The 17124-nt window shown below is 64.3% G+C and carries 20 protein-coding genes and 1 riboswitch; of the genes, 10 read left to right on the forward strand and 10 right to left on the reverse strand.

Annotated features, from left to right (window positions below; translation table 11 throughout):
* Nucleotides 1-95: 95 nt before the first annotated feature.
* The 5 genes from JAO74_RS13700 to crtY form a co-directional block, all read right to left on the reverse strand.
* On the reverse strand, nt 96-467 hold the full coding sequence (locus JAO74_RS13700; RefSeq protein ID WP_332908814.1) for a response regulator: 372 nt from the start codon (nt 465-467) through the stop codon (nt 96-98).
* A gap of 13 nt (nt 468-480) precedes the next feature.
* Nucleotides 481-2115 (reverse strand): sensor histidine kinase, encoded by a 1635-nt coding sequence (locus tag JAO74_RS13705; RefSeq protein WP_233150998.1) that lies wholly within the window; start codon nt 2113-2115, stop codon nt 481-483.
* Between the two features lie 61 nt (nt 2116-2176).
* Nucleotides 2177-2731, reverse strand: coding sequence for a septal ring lytic transglycosylase RlpA family protein (locus tag JAO74_RS13710; RefSeq protein WP_199039029.1), 555 nt, complete (start codon nt 2729-2731; stop codon nt 2177-2179).
* Nucleotides 2732-2748: 17 nt separating this feature from the next.
* On the reverse strand, nt 2749-4224 hold the full coding sequence (locus JAO74_RS13715; RefSeq protein WP_199039032.1) for a phytoene desaturase: 1476 nt from the start codon (nt 4222-4224) through the stop codon (nt 2749-2751).
* Entirely contained in the window at nt 4221-5393 is a 1173-nt protein-coding gene (gene crtY / locus JAO74_RS13720) for a lycopene beta-cyclase CrtY (RefSeq protein ID WP_199039035.1), read from the reverse strand. Before crtY ends, JAO74_RS13715 begins: the two co-directional genes overlap by 4 nt.
* Before the next feature lie 77 nt (nt 5394-5470).
* Between crtY and JAO74_RS13725 the strand changes: the two genes are divergently transcribed.
* From JAO74_RS13725 to thiC, 9 genes are all read left to right on the forward strand, one after another.
* On the forward strand, nt 5471-5995 hold the full coding sequence (locus tag JAO74_RS13725; RefSeq protein WP_199039038.1) for a GNAT family N-acetyltransferase: 525 nt from the start codon (nt 5471-5473) through the stop codon (nt 5993-5995).
* 90 nt (nt 5996-6085) lie between these two features.
* Entirely contained in the window at nt 6086-6628 is a 543-nt protein-coding gene (locus tag JAO74_RS13730) for a sterol desaturase family protein (RefSeq protein ID WP_233150999.1), read from the forward strand.
* Entirely contained in the window at nt 6625-7419 is a 795-nt protein-coding gene (locus JAO74_RS13735) for a fatty acid desaturase (protein ID WP_199039041.1), read from the forward strand. The genes JAO74_RS13730 and JAO74_RS13735 overlap by 4 nt, the downstream gene beginning before the upstream one ends.
* A gap of 29 nt (nt 7420-7448) precedes the next feature.
* Nucleotides 7449-8234 carry a sterol desaturase family protein gene (locus tag JAO74_RS13740; RefSeq protein WP_199039256.1) on the forward strand — a complete coding sequence of 262 codons (786 nt, stop codon included), beginning with the start codon at nt 7449-7451 and terminating at the stop codon, nt 8232-8234.
* The gene (locus tag JAO74_RS13745; RefSeq protein WP_199039044.1) at nt 8179-8589 is read left to right on the forward strand and encodes a DUF2141 domain-containing protein; all 411 of its coding nucleotides are present in this window, start codon (nt 8179-8181) and stop codon (nt 8587-8589) included. Before JAO74_RS13740 ends, JAO74_RS13745 begins: the two co-directional genes overlap by 56 nt.
* Before the next feature lie 94 nt (nt 8590-8683).
* Nucleotides 8684-9538, forward strand: a complete 855-nt coding sequence (locus JAO74_RS13750; protein WP_199039046.1) for a MipA/OmpV family protein — start codon at nt 8684-8686, stop codon at nt 9536-9538.
* Nucleotides 9539-9720: 182 nt separating this feature from the next.
* A complete protein-coding gene (locus tag JAO74_RS13755) occupies nt 9721-10728 on the forward strand; it encodes a ferritin-like domain-containing protein (RefSeq protein WP_199039049.1) in 1008 nt (335 codons plus the stop codon).
* A 43-nt stretch (nt 10729-10771) separates the two neighbouring features.
* Complete coding sequence (locus JAO74_RS13760; protein WP_199039052.1) at nt 10772-11818, forward strand: ferritin-like domain-containing protein; 1047 nt, start codon at nt 10772-10774, stop codon at nt 11816-11818.
* Nucleotides 11819-11908: 90 nt separating this feature from the next.
* Nucleotides 11909-12017, forward strand: a riboswitch (TPP riboswitch).
* Between the two features lie 38 nt (nt 12018-12055).
* On the forward strand, nt 12056-13975 hold the full coding sequence (gene thiC, locus JAO74_RS13765; protein WP_199039055.1) for a phosphomethylpyrimidine synthase ThiC: 1920 nt from the start codon (nt 12056-12058) through the stop codon (nt 13973-13975).
* A gap of 13 nt (nt 13976-13988) precedes the next feature.
* Here thiC and JAO74_RS13770 read toward each other — a convergent pair whose 3' ends face one another.
* From JAO74_RS13770 to JAO74_RS19090, 5 genes are all read right to left on the reverse strand, one after another.
* A complete protein-coding gene (locus JAO74_RS13770; protein ID WP_199039058.1) occupies nt 13989-15047 on the reverse strand; it encodes a RelA/SpoT domain-containing protein in 1059 nt (352 codons plus the stop codon).
* Nucleotides 15048-15083: 36 nt separating this feature from the next.
* On the reverse strand, nt 15084-15350 hold the full coding sequence (locus tag JAO74_RS13775) for a Txe/YoeB family addiction module toxin (RefSeq protein WP_199039061.1): 267 nt from the start codon (nt 15348-15350) through the stop codon (nt 15084-15086).
* Nucleotides 15347-15604 (reverse strand): type II toxin-antitoxin system Phd/YefM family antitoxin, encoded by a 258-nt coding sequence (locus tag JAO74_RS13780; RefSeq protein WP_233151000.1) that lies wholly within the window; start codon nt 15602-15604, stop codon nt 15347-15349. The genes JAO74_RS13775 and JAO74_RS13780 overlap by 4 nt, the downstream gene beginning before the upstream one ends.
* Nucleotides 15605-15638: 34 nt before the next feature.
* Nucleotides 15639-15920 carry a DUF427 domain-containing protein gene (locus JAO74_RS13785; RefSeq protein ID WP_199039067.1) on the reverse strand — a complete coding sequence of 94 codons (282 nt, stop codon included), beginning with the start codon at nt 15918-15920 and terminating at the stop codon, nt 15639-15641.
* Between the two features lie 108 nt (nt 15921-16028).
* A complete protein-coding gene (locus JAO74_RS19090) occupies nt 16029-16160 on the reverse strand; it encodes a hypothetical protein (protein WP_269845947.1) in 132 nt (43 codons plus the stop codon).
* 170 nt (nt 16161-16330) lie between these two features.
* Here JAO74_RS19090 and JAO74_RS13790 point away from each other — a divergent pair, with 170 nt between their 5' ends.
* A complete protein-coding gene (locus tag JAO74_RS13790; protein WP_199039070.1) occupies nt 16331-17119 on the forward strand; it encodes a helix-turn-helix domain-containing protein in 789 nt (262 codons plus the stop codon).
* The last annotated feature ends 5 nt before the right edge of the window (nt 17120-17124 follow it).

Raw genomic sequence — 17124 nt, forward strand, 5'->3', positions numbered from 1 at the left:
CTACGCCAGCGGCTGCAAGCTACGCCGGCGTGCACAAGCTACGCCGGCGGCGACAAGCTACGCCAGCGGCTGCAAGCTACGCCAGCGTGCACGAGCTACGCCGCCATGCGTTTGATCTGGTCGATGATCTGCGCCTGTCGATAGGGCTTGGTATAGAACACGCTGCGCGCGGGCAGCGGCGTGTTGATTGGAAACGGCTTGCCCGATGTGATGATGATCTCGATCCACGGCCACCGGTCACGAATGCAGGTGGCCAGGTCGAGCCCGTCGATCCCCTGCGGCATGTTCACGTCGGTGAACACGATCTGGATATCGCGCCGCGTCTCCAGAATGCGGACCGCCTCGGTCGAATTGGCGGCCTCCAGCGCGGTGAAGCCCGCATCCTCCACCATGTCCACGGCCAGCAGGCGAAGCATCGGTTCGTCTTCCACGACCAGTACGGTGATCTCCTGTGGCCTGCCGTTCACGCGTTACTCCCCGTCACGTTTGCGTCAGGGCCGACAATGGTACGACGAACACCGCCGTCAGCCCCGCCTCATGGTAACGAAGGGTCACGCCCCCTGTCCCGATCAAACCTTGGCGGATGAGTTTGGCGCCGAATCCACGTCGTGTCGGTTCTTTCACCGGTGGGCCGCCCTGTTCCTTCCACGTCATCGTCAGCGTCGCATCGTCACTTTCGCCGGCGATAGTCCAATCGATGTCGATCTGGCCCGCGTCGTTCGACAGCGCGCCATATTTGCAGGCGTTGGTCATCATCTCGTGGATCACCAGCGACACCGACATCGCCGCACCGGCATCCAACGTCACCACCGGACCCGTCCGCCGCATCCGCTCCTCAAACCCAAACGGCGCCAGCACGCCGAGGATGATGCCGGCCATATCCGCCGCGATCCATTCGCCTTTCAACAGCGCGTCGTGCGCGGTGCTGAGCGCCAGCAAGCGTTGCTCGAACACCGCCACCGGGCCGCGATCGGGAACATCGCGCAGCGTCTGCGTCGCGATCGCCTGCACCATCGATAACATGTTCTTCAGCCGGTGGCTGATCTCGCCGTTCACCGATCGCTGCTGCTGATCCAGCCGGTGGCGCGACACGCCCGCTTCCAGCCGGTCGGCGACGCTGTGCAGGAACGACAATTCCGTGGAGGTCCACCGGCGCGGGGTCGTGGCGTGGACCAGGAACACCGCGATGGTACGGCCGCGATCGCGCACCGGTACATTGACCAGTGCCGCGATGCCGACCGCCAACATCCGCGATGGATCGGCGGCGGTGCGCGGATCGGTGGTGACGTCGTGGATCACCAGCATCTCGCCCTTCGCCAGCCCCTCGCGCAGACGGCCGAATTCCTCGAACCCGTGCCGGCCGGCGACGCTGGCGACGCCGTCGGCGGTCCAGTCCGGTTCGACCTCGATCGTCTCGGTGGCGGCATCGACCGTGCCGAACCCGGCGCGGTCCGCCTGCAACGCATGACCGACGATCTGCGCGATCGATTGCGTCATTTCGCCGACCGACCGGCTGCGACGGATACGATCGCCGATGTCGAGCAGCGCCGCCTGCAACCGGGCCAGATGATCGCTGGTTCGCGCGATCTGGCGTAGTTCCAAATGATCGGCAACTTGCCGCGCCAGCGCCTCCAGCAGCACCTGTTGCTGCTCGCTTAGGCCATCCGGCCGCGCGATCGTATCGATCACGCACAGCCGGCCGATCACTGCGCCCGATCGCATGACAAGCGGCGCGCCCGCATAGAACCGCAGATGCGGGTGACGCATCACCAGCGGATTGTCGCGGGTGCGCGGATCGGCGGTCAGGTCAGGAATCGACAGGAAAGTCGCGCGATCGATGTCGATCCGGCACACTGACCAGTCGATCGGCGTTTCCGGTGCGTCGAGTCCCACTCTCGCGCGGAACCATTGCCGCTCGACATCGAGCAGGCTGACCAGCGCGATCGGCGTATCGCAACACAGGCTGGCGACCAGCACGATGTCGTCGAACGCCTTTTCCGGTGGCGTGTCGAGCACGCCCAGCAGGTCGATCGCCCGCCGCCTTTCTTCGCTCGTTCGCTCGCCCATTGCCCCCACCGCGATATGCTTCGCCGCCCCATCGGCATGGGACGGCAAATGGTGGAGATATACAAGCGTATAATCAGATGATTGACCGCATCCAGCCGCCAGCGCGCCGTTATCGCGCGGCGTCCAGTTGCGCGCGCAGGTTGGCGATCGTCGCGGCGCTGGCATCGGGGCGCGGCGTGGCCGGCTTGCCCGCACGCAGCCGGGCGCGGTCGCGTTCCGGCGGATCGACGCGGCGGACGCGCACCGCCGCATGGCCCTGCGCCCGCAACCCCAGCAATTGCGCCGCCCCGCGTGACAGGTCGATGATACGCCGTCCGGAAAACGGCCCGCGATCGTTGATCCGCAACAGGATCGTGCGGCCCGTATCGAGCGACGTCACCTCGACATAACTGGGCAGCGGCAGCGTGGTATGCGCGCCCGTGATCCCCTTCGCGCGAAAGCGTTCGCCATTGGCGGTGCGGTTGCCGGATTCGCGGCCATACCAGCTCGCTTCGCCCAGCATGTCGTATCCGGGATCGGCGACGGGGGTATAGGTGGTGCCGCGTACCGTATAGGGCGGGCCGATCCTGACCGGCGTATCGCTGACCGGCCGGTATCGCCCGCCGCCGCACGCCGACAGGATCAACGCCAGCAGGATGACGGCGGAACGGGGGCGGGGCAGCATCGGCGTCTGCTACCTCGTTACCGCCCCTCCAGCATCAGCTTCGCCGTCGCCTTCGCACTTCCGACCACCCCGGGAATACCCGCGCCCGGATGCGTGCCCGCGCCGACGAAATACAGGTTCGGGATCGCATCGTCGCGGTTGTGAACCCGGAAATACGCGCTCTGCGTCAGGATCGGCTCCAGCGAGAAGGCGCTGCCCAGATGCGCGTTCAGGTCGGCGGCGAAGTCGCTCGGCGCATAGCTGAACTTCGTCACGATCCGTTCGTGGATGTCGGGGATCAGGCGGCGGCCCACCTCGTCCAGGATGCGCTTCTCCAGGATCGGCGTCACCTCCGCCCAGTCGACCGGGAACTTGCCCATGTGCGGCACGGGGGCGAGGACATAGAAGGTCGAATGACCCTCGGGCGCCAGCGCCGGATCGGTGACGGTCGGATGATGCAGGTACAGCGAGAAATCCTCGCTCAGCACGCCGTGATCGTAGATGTCCTCCAGCAGGCCCTTATAGCGCGGGCCGAACAGGATCATGTGGTGCGGGATGCCCGGCCATGTGCCCTTGATGCCGAAATGCGTGACGAACAGCGACGGCGAGTATTTCTTGCGCTCCAGCTTTCCCTTGGTCCGCTGCGCGGATCGCGAGGTGGACAGCAGGTCGCGGTACGTGTGCATGATGTCGCTGTTGGCGGCCACCATGTCCGCCTCGCCGCGCCAGCCGCTTTCCGTCACCACGCCGGTCGCACGGTCGCCCAGCGTTTCGATCTGCACGACCGGATCACCCAGCCGCAGCGTCCCGCCGATCCGCTCGAAATGCGCGACCAGCCCGGCGACCAACCGGTTGGTGCCGCCCTTGGCGAACCATACCCCGCCATCGCGTTCCAGCTTGTGAATCAACGCATAGATCGCGCTCGTCGTCATCGGGTTGCCGCCGACCAGCAGCGTGTGGAAGCTCAGCGCCTCGCGCAGCTTTTCCGACTTCACGAAGCTCGACACGATCGAATAGACCGACCGCCACGCCTGATATTTCGCCAGCGCCGGCGCCGCCTTTATCATCGACGCGAAGTCGAGGAAGGCGACATGGCCCAGCTTCTCATACCCTTCGTGGAAGACGCCCGCCGAATAGGTCAGGAACTTCTGATACCCCTCCCAGTCGCCGGGGTGCAGCCGCTCGATCTCGCCGCGCAGGATGCTGTCGTCGTTGGTGTAATCGAAATTCGTGCCGTCCGCCCAGTTCAGGCGATAGAAGGGCGTGACCGGTTCCAGCACGACATCGTCGCGCATGTCGCGGCCGGTCAGCTGCCACAATTCCTCCAGACACGCCGGATCGGTGATGACGGTGGGACCGGCGTCGAAGGTGAAGCCCTCGCGCTCCCAGTAATAGGCACGCCCGCCGGGCTTGTCCCGCGACTCGACGATGGTGGTTTCCACCCCCGCCGATTGCAGCCGGATCGCAAGCGCCAGGCCGCCGAAGCCCGCACCGATGACGATCGCCCGCCTCATGCGCCGGTCCTCAGGTCGGCACCCAGTATCGCGCGTACCGCGCGGCTGATCGGAACCGGCGGCTTGCCTGTCAGCACCCGCGCCTTGTCGGTCATCGTCGATTGTCCAGCATAGAAGCGGCCGATCAGCCGCGGAGAGAGGGTATAGAAGCGTTCCAGCACGCGGTAGCGTTCCGCCGGTTCCGCCGCCTTGAACAACATCGTGTCGAGCATCCGGTAAAATCCCCGCGCCGCCCATGTCGCCTTGGCCATCGCGTGGGTGGCATCGTGCAGCGCCATGCCGCCGAAATCGCGGCGATCGGCGATCATCATCGCCGTACGCACCGCATCGGGCAGCGAATATCCGGTGGTCGGATGGAACATCCCGGCGCGCATCCCGGCCTTCGCCACCTTGCCGGTGGATCGCCAGTACGCCTCGAAATCGCCACCCATCGCCACCGGCAGCACGCCCGATTCCTCGTTCGCCGCCTGCTCGACCGCCCAGCCCCTCGTGGCGGCATAATCATGGATGCGTGCGCCCAGCGCCGCATGGTCGATATCGGGCGTGTCGCTGTAATAGGTGTCCTCGACGAACATCCGGTCGGGCGCCAGCGGCAGGCAATAGACGAAGCGATACCCGTCGATCTGCGGAACGGTGGCGTCCATGATGATCGGCACCGGCTGGTCGTGCGCCGCCGCCAGTCGCAGCTCGCGCCCGACGAACTTCTGCCAGCCGAGGTCCAGCGTCGACAGATCGCCCGGCCCGCGCGTATCGATCACCCCCGTCGCCTCGATCCGGTCGCCGTCCGCCAGCACCACCGCCGTCGCCGACGCGGCCAGCACCTTGCGGCCCAGCATCAGCGCCGATGCCGGCATCGCGCGCCGCACCACTTCGTCCAGCCGCTCGCTCTCGATCGAATAATAGGGTTCGTCGATCGTCCGGGCATGGCTGGGAAATCGGATGGCATGATCCGGCCAGCTATGCGTCACCAGCGGCTTGACCAGCCACAGGGCGTCCGCCGCCACGTCGCCGCCGAAGAATGACCAGCGATGGTTGCCACCCACCACCGGCGCGGCATCGACCAGCCGCACATCGAGCGTCGGGTGCCGCGCGCGCAAGGCAAGCGCGATCAGCCCGCCCGCCAGGCCCGCGCCGACGATCGCAACATCGCAGTGGTGAACAGTCGCCATCGCCATCGACTAGCGCAGATCGACGCCCAGCGGAAAATCTTTCCGTCACCCCGGCGTCATGGATTACCGTCCACGGCATGGACGTTTTGACCACCCCCCTCCTGAAAACTCGGCGCCTGATTCTCACGCCGCCGGCGCTGGGCGACCATGACGACCTGACCGCGATCTGGGCCGATCCGGCGGTGTATGAAGGACTCATCGGCCGTCCTGCGACTCGCGAGGAATCATGGCACCGGCTGTTGCGCTTCCAGGGCCATTGGGACTGGTGCGGCTATGGCACGTGGATGGTCCGCGAAACCGCATCGGGCCGGTGCATCGGCAGCGTCGGCATCATGGACTCCCGCCGCGACACGCAGCCGTCGTTCGAGGGGGTGCCGGAGGTCGGCTGGACGCTGATGGGCTGGGCACACGGGCAGGGGTTCGCGCGCGAGGCGCTGGCGGCGCTGTTCGACTGGGCGGATACCCGGATGCCGCGCACCGTCTGCATCATCGATCCCGCCAATGCGCCCTCGCTCCGCCTCGCCGCGCATGTCGGCTACGGCGTCTATGCCGAGGGGCTGTATCGCGATCGGCCGACGCTGTTCCTCGAACGCCTTGCATGACCCCCTCGCATCCGGGGTCCATCGGGCGTATATGGCCGGCATGCTGAAATCGCTGCATCGCTGTGCCACCGGCCACGGGATCACCCGCTGATGTCATGGGTCGAAAAGGTCGCGATCGTCGCTTTCATGGTCCTGTTCATGGAGTGCTTCGCCTGGGCCGCGCATAAATACGTCATGCATGGCTGGGGCTGGGGCTGGCACAAGTCGCATCACGAGGATCATGACGGCTGGTTTGAGAAGAACGACCTCTACGCCATCGTCTTCGCGATCGTGCCGATCGTGCTGTTCGTCGTCGGCCTGTGGTGGGAACCGCTGTGGTGGATGGCGCTCGGTATCACCGTCTATGGCGGCATCTACGCGTTCGTCCACGACATGCTCGTCCACCAACGCGGCGGTTTCCGCTGGGTGCCCAAGCAGGGCTATTTCAAGCGGCTGTTACAGGCCCACCGCCTGCATCATGCCGTCGAGGGCAAGGACGGCACCGTCAGCCACGGCTTCCTTTTCGCGCGCAAGCCATCGGTTCTGAAGGCCCAGTTGCGCGCCAATGCCGATCCGCAGCGCCGCCCCGCGCACCCTCCCGAACACATGGCGGTCGAACACATTGCTACCGACGCGGCATCGCCCGAGCGATGAGTGCCGCCGGGGCCTCACCGGCGGATGCCGCCCGGCGTCAGGCGCGTATCGGCCTGTCGTTCGCCGCCGCCATCGTGGCGGCGTGGCTGGCGATCCACATCACCGGCATCTTCTTCTGGCGCTGGAGCCTGGCCATGGTGCCGGTCGCCGTCGTGATGGTGCTGGTGCAGACCTGGCTGAGCACCGGCCTGTTCATCATCGCCCATGATTCGATGCACGGCGCGCTCGCCCCCGGCCATCCGCGCCTGAACCGCATGGTCGGCGCGACGTGCCTGTCGCTCTATGCCTGCCTGTCCTACGCCACGCTGCTGCCCCAGCATCACCTCCACCACCGCCACGCCGGCGGGGCGGGGGACCCCGATTTCCATGGCGGCGATCCGCGCCTGATCGGCTGGTTCCGCCAATTCTTCCGCACCTATTATTCGCACGGCCAGATCGCCCGCATCACTATCGTCGCGCTCGTCTATACCCTGCTGCTGGGCGCACCGCTCGGCAATATCGCGATCTTCTGGGCGATCCCGGCGCTGGGCGCGGTGGCGCAACTGTTCGTGTTCGGCACCTGGCTGCCCCATCGCGAAGGCGACGAGCCCTTCGCCGACCGGCATCGCGCCCGCAGCGCCCGCATCGCGCCGACGCTGTCGCTGCTGACCTGCTTCCATTTCGGCGGCTATCACCACGAACATCACCTGTCGCCCGGTACGCCGTGGTGGGGCCTGCCTGCCCGCCGGCGTGATTATCAGGCAAGTGCCCATCAACTTGGTAATGCTTCCGGCCTAAGGCCCCGCCCGTGACGATCGCGATCATTCTGTCTGCACTGGCGATGACGCTGATCGTCGGCGTCCGCTATCTGATCGTATCGGGCGGTTTCGCCTGGGCGACCCGCCGCAAGCATCCCGGCCTGTACATGGGCCTCGACCCGCAGGTCCGCCGCGAGGTCATCTGGAGCCTCGCCTCGGCGGCGATCTATGGCATCCCCGCCGGGGTCGTCGCCTGGGGCTGGCAGAACCGGGGCTGGACGCGGGTGTATGACGATATCCATGCCTGGCCCCTATGGTATTGGCCGGTATCGGTTTTCCTCTATCTGCTGCTTCACGATGCGTGGTTCTACTGGACGCATCGCTGGATGCACCGGCCCAAGCCCTTCAAGCTGGCGCACGCGCTGCACCATGCCAGCCGCCCGCCCACCGCCTGGGCGGCGATGGCGTTCCACCCGATCGAGGCGCTGACCGGCGCTGTGGTAATTCCGCTACTGGTCTTCCTGATTCCGATCCATGTCGGCGGTCTGGCATTGGTCCTCACCATCATGACGGTTATGGGGGTCACCAATCACATGGGGTGGGAGATTTTCCCGCGGTTCATGTGGAGAGGGGCACTGGGGGGCTGGCTCATCACCGCTAGCCATCATCAGCGGCATCATGAATTGTACGGATGCAATTATGGCCTTTATTTCCGGCACTGGGACAGGCTGTGCGGCACCGACAAGGGAATCGGTGATTTCACGCGCGAACACGCCCGCGCCGCGCGGCGGGCGGCGGCTGCGTCGGGCGGCGATGGCGCTGTTGGCGTTGCCATTGCTGGTGGGCGCGACGCAGGTCGCCCGGCTTGACGTCGATGTCGCGCAGATGCGCTCGGCCAAGGGCCTGTTGCGCGTCTGCCTGACCGCCGATCCCGACAATTTCCCCGCCTGCGTCGACGATGCCCACGCCGTCACCCGCTCGGTTCCGGCCGGGACGCATCAGGTCTCGTTCGCCGGTCTGCCGCGCGGCGGCTATGCAGTGGCGGTGATCCATGACGAGAACGGCAATCAGCGGCTCGATACCTTTGCCGGTATCCCGCGCGAAGGCTTCGGCTTCTCGCGCAATCCCAGGATAGGGTTTGGACCACCGAGTTTCACTGCCGCCCGTTTCCAGATCGACAGTGATGCCGAAGAGCAACAGGTCAGGATGCGTTACATCTTCTGATCCGGCACGGGCGGACACAAAGCGGGGAAGCGGCGTTTCGGGGCCGTAATATATTGTCGTGGAGTTCCTCGTCTTGCGTCTCGCCCTATTCACCATGACCGCTACGGCGGCGCTGGTCGCCGCTACTCCCGCCCTGGCGCAGGACGGGCCGCCGCCATCGTCCACACCCGCGTCGACGCTTGCCGCCGACCTCGACAAGGATACGATCACCGTCGCGGTGGCCGGCGCGTACCTGACCGATTACGAAGGCTCGAACGACTATCGCTTCGTCCCGGCGCCTGCCGTGCAGGCGACGATCAGCGGGTATAATATCCAGGTCCTCGGCAACCGCGCCTCGGTCGACCTGATCCGCGACCGGCCCGGCCCCGTGTGGGACCTGCAGGCCGGCCCGATCGGCGTCATCAACTTCAACCGCCAGAACAACAAGAACATCGACGATCGCCGCATCCGCGCGCTGGGCGAGCGCAACACCGCGATCGAACTCGGCGGCTTCGTCGGCATCGGCAAGACCGGCGTCATCACCAGCGATTACGACAAGCTGTCCGCCACGCTCAGCTATCGCCACGACGTCAATAACGCACACGACAGCGATATCTGGCAGCCGACGGTCGCCTATTTCACGCCGCTGAACGTGAAGACCGCGGTCGGCCTGTTCGTCTCGGCGGAGCGCGCCGGTGGCGGGTATGCCCGCAGCTATTACTCGATCGACGGCACGCAGAGCCTGGCGAGCGGTCTGGCCGTGTACAATGCGCGCGGCGGCTGGAAGAACTGGTCGGTCGGCCTCGCCGGCACCTATTCGCTCACCGGCGATCTGCTGCACGGGTGGAAGGCGATCGGCGGCGTCAATTATCGCCGGATGCTGAACGATTTCGCCGACAGCCCCGTCGTCTCGGTGGCCGGATCGCGCGGCCAGTGGCTGGCGGCGGCGGGGATCGGCTACACCTTCTAAGTCCATCAAATCACGCTGCAATGCGGCGTAAAAAATAGTGTAAATAAAGTTTTGCGCCGGTGCGTCCTTTGGGAACGCACCGGCGTTTCTGTTGTCGGTTCGTGGCCGGCAACGGTCGTGGATCGCAGTGAGAGGATTTCTGTCGCGCCCCTGGTGTCGGCAGCCTGCCAGGGGATCAACACATGACCGATAGCGTAGAATTGATCGACGCACTCGACCGCCGGGTCGCGCGACGCGACCACCGACGCGAGTTTTTCAAGGCCGCCTTCGGCATGGGCGCCTTCGCCATCGGCGGTGCCGCCGCGCTCAACTTTTCGACCAAAGCCAGCGCACAGACATCGACCATCACCGATGCCGACATCCTGAACTTCGCGCTGAACCTCGAATATCTCGAAGCGCAGTTCTATCTGTACGCCGCAAACGGCACGGGTCTGGCCGCCAATCTGTTGACCGGTACCGGCACGCAGGGTGCGGTCATCACCGGCACCGGCGCCAATATGGCCCGTGCGGTGAACTTCACCGATCCGGCGGTTCGCGCCTATGCCCGCGAGATCGCGGCCGACGAACTGGCCCACGTCACCTTCCTGCGCAGCTCTGGCGCGCTCGGCTCTTCGGCCGTCGCCCAGCCGGCGATCAATATCTCCGGCGCGCTCGACGGTCCGTTCACGGCGGCTGCTCGCGCCGCGGGTGTGATCCCCGCCGGTAACACGACGACGCCGTTCGATCCTTATGCGGACGACAACAGCTTCCTGCTCGGTGCCTATATTTTCGAAGATGTCGGCGTCACCGCCTACAAGGGTGCATCGCCCCTCGTCACCAACAAGACCTTCCTTCAGGCAGCCGCCGGCATCCTGGCGGTGGAGGCATATCACGCCGCGATCGTCCGCACGACGCTCTACGCCAAGGGCGTGGACGTACCGGCGCTGCGGACCAACGCCGACCTGATCTCGAACGCCCGCGATTCGCTCGATGGCGCTACCCGCGATCTCGATCAAGGCATCTCGCCGACCACCGTCAACGGCGCGCTGGTGTCGAACATCGTGCCGCTCGATTCGAACGGTCTCGCCTTCAGCCGTACGCCAAGTCAGGTACTGAACATCGTCTATCTGAACGCCGCGGCAGCCACGATGGGCGGCTTCTTCCCGAACGGATTGAACGGCAACCTGCGCGCCAGCGTCGCAGCATCCTGATCCGCACCCCGCATCCAACTTTTTCCTCTAGGGAGGACCTGTCATGAGCGAAGAACGCTTCATTCTGGACGTGATCGAAGAAGCCAACGCCAAGCGTCGCCTGGAACGCCGCCGGTTCATGCGGATGGCCGGTGGTGCCGCCGTCGCCGCCGGTGGCCTGTCGATGCTGGCCGCCTGTAACGACGATGACGACGATCCCGTCGTCACGCCGACGCCGACCCCCACCGCCACGACCGGCGTGTCCGAGGTCGACGTACTCAACTTCGCGTTGCAGCTCGAATATCTCGAAGCCAATTTCTACAGCTACGCCGCGTTCGGCACGCCGATCAGCAGCACGCTGACCGCCGGTGTCGGTACGCAGGGGTCGGTCGTGTTACCGTCGGGTACCGCCACGGCGGGTCGCCCGCGTCAGGTGCAGTTCACCGATCCGGTCGTGGCTCAGTACGCGCGTGAAATCGCCTATGACGAGATCGCGCACGTCACCTATCTGCGCAACGCGATCGGTGCGACCGCGGCCGCCGCTCAACCGGCGATCAACATCTCGGGTGACGCCACGGGTTCGTTCACAGTCGCCGCCCGCGCCTCCGGCGTGGTCGCCAGCACCGCCACCTTCGATCCCTACGCATCGGACGAGGCCTTCCTCCTCGGCGCGTTCATCTTCGAGGATGTCGGGGTCACGGCTTATATGGGCGGCGTCCAGCTGCTCAGCACCCCGGCGCTGATCGAGGCGGCGGCCGGCATCCATGCGGCCGAGGCATATCATGCCGGTCTCATCCGCACCGTCCTCTACCGTAAGGGCCTGAGCAATCAGTCGCTCATCACCGCCACCGGTCAAATCTCGGCAGCGCGTGACACGCTGGACGGTACAGCGAACACCGGTCTGCTCAATCAGGGCTCCTCGCGCGATCAGGGTATCGTCGGTGCCACGAACGCGATCTCGAACATCGTGCCGACCGATGCCAACGGCATCGCCTTCGTCCGTTCGCCCAGCCAGGTGCTCAACATCGTGTACCTGAACGGCGCGGCCGGCACGAGCAGCGGCGGCTTCTTTCCCGCCGGTATCAACGGCGCGGTCCGCACTACCGCCTGAGTTTCTACCAGCTCCGACCGGAGAGGGGGTCGCGCTACATCGGCGCGGCCCCTTTTCGTTTGTGGCCGCCTCGACACGCGCCTATGCTGGCGCCATCCCCGGGGGAGCGCTCATGCGCGCTTGAGAGGCAGCCAGCAGGTTGCGACCCGCCGAACCTGATCCGGTTGACACCGGCGGAGGGAGGGAGCGGTTTTCACCCGAAATCCGTGCCCGCTCTCCGATCTTTGGAGAGACGACATGGCCGACATTCAAGCCCGCACCGAAATCGGCGTCACCACCGGCCCGATCCGGGGCAGCCGCAAGATCCACGTCGCCGTCCCCACCAGCCCCGACGTCCGCGTCGCCATGCGTGAGATCGTGCTCGATCCATCGGCGAACGAGCCGCCCTTGCGCGTCTACGACACCAGCGGCCCCTACACCGATCCCAAGGCGAACATCGACATCCAGGCCGGCCTGCCGCAACTGCGCCGTTCGTGGATCGAGGCACGCGACGACGTCGAATCCTACGACGCCCGCGAACTTCGGCCGGAGGATAACGGCCAGCTCGGCCCCGACCGTTCCGGCGGCGTCCCGCAATTTCCCGGCAGCATCAAGCGCCCCTTGCGCGCCAAGCCCGGCATGAACCTCAGCCAGATGCACTATGCCCGTCGCGGCATCATCACGCCCGAGATGGAATATGTCGCCACCCGCGAAAATCTCGGCCGTGCCATGCTGAAGGATTATGTCCGCGACGGCGAGAGCTTCGGTGCGAGCATTCCCGACTTCGTCACGCCGGAATTCGTCCGTGACGAGGTCGCCCGCGGCCGCGCGATCATCCCCAACAACGTCAACCACCCCGAATCCGAACCGATGGCGATCGGCCGCAATTTCCTGGTCAAGATCAACGCCAATATCGGCAACTCCGCGGTCGCCAGCAACGTCGCGGCAGAGGTCGACAAGCTCGTCTGGTCGATCCGCTGGGGCGCCGACACCGTCATGGACCTGTCCACCGGGCGCAACATCCACGACACCCGCGAATGGATCATCCGCAACAGCCCCGTGCCGATCGGCACCGTGCCGATCTATCAGGCGCTGGAAAAGGTCGGTGGCATCGCCGAGGACCTGACCTGGGAGGTGTTCCGCGACACGCTGATCGAACAGGCCGAACAGGGCGTCGATTATTTCACGATCCACGCCGGCGTCCGCCTCGCCTATATCCCGATGACCGCAAAGCGCGTCACCGGCATCGTCTCGCGCGGCGGCAGCATCATGGCGAAATGGTGCCTCAGCCATCACAAGGAATCGTTCCTCTACGAACGCTTCGACGAGATCACCGAGATCATGAAGGCGTACGACATCGCCTATTCGCTCGGCGACGGCCTCCGCCCCGGCAGCATCGCCGACGCCAATGACGAGGCGCAGTTCAGCGAGCTCTACACGCTCGGCGAACTCACCCACCGCGCGTGGGAAAGCGACGTGCAGGTCATGATCGAAGGCCCCGGCCACGTGCCGATGCACAAGATCAAGGAGAACATGGAAAAGCAGCTGCAGGTTTGCGGCGAGGCGCCTTTCTACACGCTCGGGCCGCTAACCACCGACATCGCGCCCGGATACGACCACATCACCAGCGGCATCGGCGCCGCGATGATCGGCTGGTACGGCACCGCGATGCTCTGCTACGTCACGCCCAAGGAGCATCTCGGCCTGCCCGACCGCGACGACGTGAAGGTCGGCGTGGTGACGTACAAGCTGGCCGCCCACGCCGCCGATCTCGCCAAGGGCCACCCCGCCGCCCAGATGCGCGACGACGCCCTCAGCCGCGCCCGCTTCGACTTCCGTTGGCGCGACCAGTTCAACCTGTCGCTCGACCCCGACACGGCCGAGGACTATCACGACCAGACGTTGCCGGCAGAAGGCGCCAAGACCGCGCATTTCTGCTCGATGTGCGGCCCCAAATTCTGCTCGATGAAGATCACCGCCGAAGTCCGCGAATTCGCCGCCAAGCAGAACCAGCCCGCCGACACGTTCCTGGCGGCGGGTGCGGTAGCGGATCAGGCCGACGCCGACCGCGCGATCTTCGCCACCGGCCACACGATCGCCGACGCGGAACGCGGCATGGCCGAAATGAGCGAGAAGTTCCGGGAGAAGGGCGGGGAGGTTTACCTGCCGGCGGAGTGACCTCTTAATTATATTACAAGCCGCCCTCTGCCTGAATTATTTTGACGAAATCGATCGGATCATAAAAGTAATTTCGATAAGCTGATCTAAGCTGCTTTGGATTGTCTGATCGGACGTAAACTGCATTGACACTTTCTTCACTTGCTTCAAGTGCGCTTGCTTTTGCAATAGCACTTGCAGCAGTTTTAAAAGGTAGCACTTCCAATTCTAGCGACCCATCCGGGCGACGATGAATGTTAAGTACGTTGTGATTTTGAAGATTCTCTTCATCTTCAAACTGTTTCAGTAGTTCAAGGCGCCTTAAAATTCCCATTTTTTCTTCGAGTTGCTGCAGATTTGATTGTAGGGTTTGTGTTGGTACATCAATAAAGGCGTTTGAAAGACCCTCGTGGCGGCGAGCTATTATTTCGCTTGCGATTGCAAAAAATTGGCCTCGTTCGCTTGTATCTACTTCAAATTTCGTCCGTTCGCCGTCCAGCAGGTCTGATATTTCTACGGCAGTCGCCCAAGCATGTTGGGCGCGTGTCCGATATTGAAGTTCAACGAGAAGTCCGTCCCAAGGCTTTTTTTCCTGACTTCGCGTACTTCCTCTTGGGAAATGCCGGTAGACATCGTGTATTCCGCGGTATCCAGTAGACTTGGGGCGATCAATATAATTATACTTATCTGGTTCGTGCCGAAGAACATGTTCTACATTTCTCATGACTTGAGAGGAATGTATATATGATCGAAACTCTACAAGTTGTTGAATATCGTTAAATATCATTCGACATCCCGCAAAATCATGCATTGCGGAGACATCGGCAATCAAGGAATCACCTACACTATTCTTACGCTTTAGCTTGTCTATAACCGTGTTCCTGCGCTTAAGGCGCTGGGCAAACTCGATATAGTTTTCTCGCTTATTAATGTGACCTTTAAGCCACGCTTGGAAAGTATTTATAACATATCCATGAGCCGCGCGCCATTTATCGACGATTAGATAATCGTCTTCAGTCGCGGTCCCAAGAGAAATTGCTTGTCCGGCACGTCGTACCGCGGATTTATTACCGGGGGGTTCTTGGTAAGCCATGCTCGCTATATAGCATCGTTGCTGTTCTCCGAAACGCTAATAATTATATCGACACGACAGTACCTCAAGTGCTTGCGCGTCACCCGATCCCCGCACCCGGTATACCAGCCGATGCTCACCAGTAATTCGTCGCGACCACCAACCCGTCAGGTTCTGTCGCAACGGCTCGGGCTTGCCCGTGCCGGTAAAGGGATGGCGAAGGCACTCGCCGATCAACGCGTTGACCCGCGCCACAACCTTTTTATCCTCGTTTAGCCAATCGACATATTGGGTCCACGCGACGTCGTCGAACGTCAATTTCACGGTTCGATCAACGCCCGTTCCTTGCCCTCGCCGGCATCGAGGCGGGCGATGCCCTCCATTAGATGCTTCGCATTGGCCGGCGATGCCATCAGGTGCAGCGTCTCCTCCATCCCCGCCCATTCGCTGGCGGAAATCAGGACGACGTTCTCGCCCCGCTGCCGGGTAATCATCACGGGAGCTCGATCGGATGCGACCTTGTCGATCACCGCCTTCAGATTCTCACGCGCTTCGGAATAGGTCACGGTCTGCATCATCAAAACATGGACAACGTATTGTCCAATGTCAATCTCACCGCACCACCACGCCCTTCCAGAACGCCACCCGCCCGGCAATCGCCGCCGCGGCATCCTTCGGCGCCGGATAATACCACGCCGCGTCCCGGTTCTCCGCGCCGCCCGCGACCAGCGTATAGTAATGCGCGGTGCCCTTCCACGGGCATACGCTCGTCGTCGCGCTGTCCTTCAGCATCGCCGGATCGACCGACGACAGCGGGAAGTAACTGTTGCCCTCGACCGTGACGATATCGTCGCTCGCCGCGATGCGCGTGTCGTTCCACCATGCTTCGGCCATGTCGGTCTCCTGAAAGCGATCCAACGCCCGACCCCTACCGATCGTGCCGCCGCCCGCAAACGGCATCCGCCCCGACGCACCGATCACGGACGCCGGGGCAGGACGGTGTCAGTCCTTGGGGCCGCCGACGATGCCGACCGGGCGATCCTTGGTCGATGGGTCAGAGGCGTTCTGCTTGGGCGGCTTGGCCGCCTTGGGTTTGCGGACTTCCTTGTTCGACTTCTGCTGGCTCTTGGCCATGACCGGTTCCGATCGGGGCGGAAGGCCCCGGCCGGACCCTACACCTCCTGCGCCGACGATGACAGACATGCCGCTGACGGAGGCGCGGTGGCCACACCGTTCCGCAAAAGCGTCCAACAGCATCGCGGCGCCTCTGTCCTACACGCCGGTATTCACGTTTGTTGGCGGGCATGACCGACCACCATGATCCCGCTTCGCCGCGCGGCACCGCGCTCGTCACCGCCACCGATGCCAAGGACGGCGCGCTCGACGCGCATGGCTTCGATCCGGCCGCCTATGACTGGGTCCCCGTCCGTCGCCAGCGCCGCCCTGATGGCTGGACCCGCGAGAAGCAGCGAGCCTTTATCGAGGCGCTCGCCGATACCGGGTCGGTGACGCAGGCGGCGCGCGAGGTCCATATGTCGCCCCGCAGCGCCTATATGCTGCGCCGCGACCGCGACGGCGCGGGATTCGCCGCGGCATGGAATGCGGCGCTCGACCAGTCGATGCAGGTGCTGCTCGACAGCGTCACCCGCCGCGCGATCGAGGGGGTCGATGAGAAGGTCTATGACCGCACCGGCAACGTGATCGGCACGCGTACCCGCTACAGCGACCGGCTCGCGATGTTCCTGTTGCGCGCCCACATGCCCGATCGCTTCCGGCCGGTATCGCCCGAGCCTTACGCGCCGTCGCGCCGGACCGTCGCGATCGAGGATGCGCTGGCGCTGCTCGATCCCGTGCCGCCGGCCGAGCCGCACCGCCTGATGGCGCCGGACGACCTCGATACCGCGCTGCTGTGCGCCGATCTCGACCCCGGCAATCTGCCGCACTGGCACCGCGATCCCGATATGGACCCCGAACGGCCGCCCGCGACGATGCCCGATGTCGACCCCGAGTTCGAACGCAAACTGGAAGCGGCCAAGCGGGAAGCGGCGACCCGCGATCCTTTCCGCAGGAAGCGACGTAAAAAGCCCGTCTGAGTGCG

This window comes from Sphingomonas mollis, from assembly GCF_016427505.1.
Lineage (GTDB): Bacteria > Pseudomonadota > Alphaproteobacteria > Sphingomonadales > Sphingomonadaceae > Sphingomonas > Sphingomonas mollis.